The organism is Microbacterium sp. Cr-K32 (assembly GCF_000708345.1).
In the GTDB taxonomy this organism is placed as follows: domain Bacteria; phylum Actinomycetota; class Actinomycetes; order Actinomycetales; family Microbacteriaceae; genus Microbacterium; species Microbacterium maritypicum_A.
In genome coordinates, this window is the sequence record NZ_JARD01000007.1 from 1 (window position 1) to 3,870 (window position 3,870).

Here is a 3,870-nt window from a genome sequence, read left to right on the forward strand (position 1 = left end):
GAGCCCGCACCCGAGCCGGAGCCCGCACCCGAGCCGGAGCCCGCACTCGAGCCGGTCGTGCCGGAGCCCGAGGCCGAGGAGCCGCTTCCCCTCATCGAAGACGCCTTCCTGCCGCCCACGGAGGTGACGCTCGCGCCACCGGTCGACGACGACTTCGACCAGCTGTGGGGTGCCACCGTGCACTCGGTCGGCGGGGCGGCACCGGTGGTGCCGGTCCCCGTCGAGGGCGACCACGACGGCGCCACCGTCTCGGCAGCGGACCTCCGTGCTCTCCGCCAGCAGCCGCAGGTCGCGAACGACGCGCCGACGGAGGTGCTCGATGTCGCGCCGGCACCGGCCGTGGCCTCGGTCGGCCGCATCCGGCTCTCCACCGGTCAGGTGGCCGCCCTCGACCGCACCGTGATCATCGGGCGCCGGCCGCGGTCGACACGTGCGAGCGGGGCGAACCTCCCGCACCTGATCGCCGTCGAGAGCCCCCAGCAGGACATCTCACGCAGCCATCTCGAGGTCAGGCCGGAAGGCGACACCGTGGTGGTCATCGACCTGCACACCACCAACGGGTCCACGCTCCTGCGCCCGGGCGCCGACCCCGTGCGGTTGCACCCCGGGGAGCAGACGCTGGTGCTCTCCGGCGATGTCGTCGACCTCGGCGACGGCGTGACCGTCGCCTTCGAGGATCTCCCGTGACGCGTCGCCCGTCGCCGCCGCCGGATCTTCCCGGCTTCACCTATGTGGAGCCGTTGGGCACCGGTGGCTTCGCCGACGTGTTCCTCTACGAGCAGGAGATGCCTCGCCGCCGCGTCGCGGTGAAGGTCCTGCTCGCCGATCGCATCTCGAGCGGCGCCGCGCAGGAGTTCGCCGATGAGGCGAATGTCATGGCCATGCTCTCGACGCACCCCGCGATCGTCACGATCTACCAGGCCGGGGTCGCGGGCGACGGGCGCCCCTATCTGGTGATGGAGTACTGCCCGCGGCCGAACCTCCAGCTGCGCGCACGGAAGGACCCGTTCTCCGTCGCCGAGGCTCTCCGGGTCGGCGTGCAGGTGGCCGGCGCTGTCGAGACGGCGCACCGCGCAGGCGTGCTGCACCGCGACATCAAGCCCGCCAACATCCTCGTCACCGAGTACAACCGGCCGGCGCTCACCGATTTCGGCATCGCGTCGACGACGGGCGCGACGGGTGAGGCGTCGGGCATGTCGATCCCGTGGTCGCCACCGGAGTCGTTCGCCGAGCCGCCCCAGAGCGGGCCGCGCACGGACGTGTGGGCGCTGGGGGCGACGCTGTACACCCTGCTCGCCGGACGATCACCGTTCGAGCGCCCCGGGGAACGGAACTCCAGTGCCGACCTCATCGAGCGCATCGAGCGCGCCGCCCTGCCGTCTCTGAAGCGGCCGGACTCCCCGGAGAGCCTGCAACGACTCCTCGAGCGCTCGATGGCGAAGAATCCCGACGATCGCTTCCCGAGCGCCGTGGCGTTCGCGCGAGCGCTGCAGAAGGTGCAGATCGAGCTCTCCCACTCGGTGACCCCGATCGACATCGTCGACGATCACCCGCCGGCGGAAGACCTCGACGACGACGGCGACGGTCTCACCCGGGTGCGGGAGATCGTCAGTATCGATCCCGACATGGCCTCGTTCACCCGTCCGTCGGCGACGACGCAGCGGAAGGAGCCTCCGGCCGCGCTGCAGGGGGTGCCGCGCTTCGACGCCCCGGCCGCCCAGGAAGCGGCGGTCGAGCAGACGCAGCTGCGCACGCCGTCTCCCGTTGCTGCACCTCCGACCGTGCCGGGCGCCGACGACCGGACCATCGCCCGTGCGCCGATGGTCGTGGCCCCGGACGCCGCCGTGCCGCCGACGATGGTTCCCGGAGCGCCCGTCGAGGCCCCGGTCGCACCCGAGCCGCCCCGCAGTCGGAAGGGGCTGTGGATCACCCTCGCCGCCGCGGGAGTCGTGCTCGTGATCGGCGGCATCGTCGGACTCAACCTCCTGGTCGCGGGTATCGCGCCCGAACCGCAGGAGACCGCGGAAGCCGTCGATCCGAAGGACGTCGGAACGGATGTGGTGCCGAAGGTGACGGAGCTCGCCGGGACGCGACAGGGCGAACAGGTGGTCTTCACCTGGACGAACCCGAGCCCGCTCGACGGCGATTCGTACATCTGGACCCCGGTGGCGGTCTCGGGCGAGGTCGATCCCCAGCAGACGCCGGATCCGACCGCCACGGTGCCCGCCGCGGCGGGGACCGTCTGCATCGATGTGATGCTGCGACGCGACGACGGGCGCGCGTCCGAGACCGTGCGGGGGTGCGTGGAGTGAGTGGTGAAGGCGGCGTGACCGTCGAGTTCGCGGGGGAGTACTTCCCGGTCCGTCGGGGCGGGCGGTTCATCGTCGGGCGCGAGGGAGATCTCGAGCTCGACGACAACCTGTTCCTGCACCGGCACTTCCTGGAGATCACCGACGCCGACGGGTTGTGGTGGCTGTCGAACGTCGGCACGCGACTCACGGCGACCGTGACCGATTCGGCCGGTGGCGTGCAGGCCTGGCTCGCTCCCGGTGCCCGCCTTCCGCTGGTCTTCGAGACCACGACCGTCGTGTTCAGCGCAGGACCGACGACCTACGAACTCACCTTGCACGCGGCGGAGCCGACGTTCCGTGCGACAAGGCGCGAGCACGACGACGGGGGTGCCTCCACGATCGGCGACGTCCCGTTGACCCTCAGCCAGAAGCTCCTCATCCTCGCGCTGGCGGAGCCGCAGTTGCGCAGGGACGGTACGGGTATGAGCGAGATCCCGACGTCGGCGAAGGCCGCGGAGCGCCTCGGCTGGACCGTCACCCGCTTCAACCGCAAGCTCGACAACGTGTGCGACAAGTTCGACCGGATCGGTGTGCCCGGAATGCGCGGCGGACAACGCAGCTTCGCGACCAACAGACGTGCGCGCCTGGTGGAGCACGTGATCGCGTCGCGACTGGTCGGCAAGAGCGACCTGCCGTTGCTCGACACCGCGCACGCCGTCGACGAGGTCGAGGGAGAGCAGGAGTGATCTGGGAGATCGACGACCACGCTCCCGAGGTCGAAGGGCTCGACGCGCACGGACGCCCGGATCCTGCGTACGCGGAGGCCCTCGGGCTCCGCACAGCAGGGCGAGGGCCGCGCGTGCTCGCCGCGCTGATCGAGTGGGCGGTGGCCGTGCTCATCGCGCTCCCGGCGATCGTCGCGCTCACCCCGGTTCTCGCGCAGGTGGTCGCAGGGCAGTTCGACGCCGAGAAGTTCTTCGCCCGCGGTGACCTGGTGTGGCTCATCGTCGCGGCAGCCGTATCGCAGGGCCTGATGATCGCCTATATCGTCGTCCAGCTCGTCCTGCACGGACGCAAGGGAGTGACGCTCGGCAAGGCGATCTGCGGCATCCGCTCGGTGAACGTACGGACCCTCGAGCGCCCCGGTTTCTGGCGCGGAGCCGTGGTCCGCTTCCTCGTCGCCTACGCCTCGCTCATCGTCCCGGTCATCGGTCCGCTGCTGGTGATCATGCTCTCCCCGCTGTTCGACATCGAGAGGCGAGGACGCGGCTGGCTCGATCTCGCTGCCGCGACCTGGTTCGTCGACGTGCGCGGCGGGTTGAATCCCTACGATGCGAAACGCATGCGCATCGCGCGCAAGCGCGTGAAGACGCCCGAACACGAGGAGAAGGCTCCGCTGCCGTCACTGGCGACGCCGGTGCATCGCGACGCGCCGGCCGAGTACGTCCCGAGTGCGCGCCTTTCCGGAGGCGTCATCGGTGCGCACCGCTCGGCCGCGGCGGCTGCGACGGGGCAGGCAGAGCCATCTGGAGCCGGCTCCATGGTGTCGGCGGCGCCGCCGTCGCTCGCGACGGGCGCA

4 protein-coding genes are annotated in these 3,870 nt (G+C 71.1%); all 4 read left to right on the plus strand.

The window, feature by feature from the left end:
* The coding region (locus tag GZ64_RS18875) for an FHA domain-containing protein (protein WP_029264859.1) at positions 1-687 on the plus strand (687 nt) is incomplete at its 5' end.
* Entirely contained in the window at positions 684-2,312 is a 1,629-nt protein-coding gene (locus GZ64_RS0101320) for a serine/threonine-protein kinase (protein ID WP_029264860.1), read from the plus strand. The genes GZ64_RS18875 and GZ64_RS0101320, both read left to right, overlap by 4 nt.
* Before the next feature lie 14 nt (positions 2,313-2,326).
* A complete protein-coding gene (locus GZ64_RS0101325; protein WP_231479805.1) occupies positions 2,327-3,037 on the plus strand; it encodes a hypothetical protein in 711 nt (236 codons plus the stop codon).
* The coding region (locus tag GZ64_RS0101330; RefSeq protein ID WP_029264861.1) for an RDD family protein at positions 3,034-3,870 on the plus strand (837 nt) is incomplete at its 3' end. The genes GZ64_RS0101325 and GZ64_RS0101330, both read left to right, overlap by 4 nt.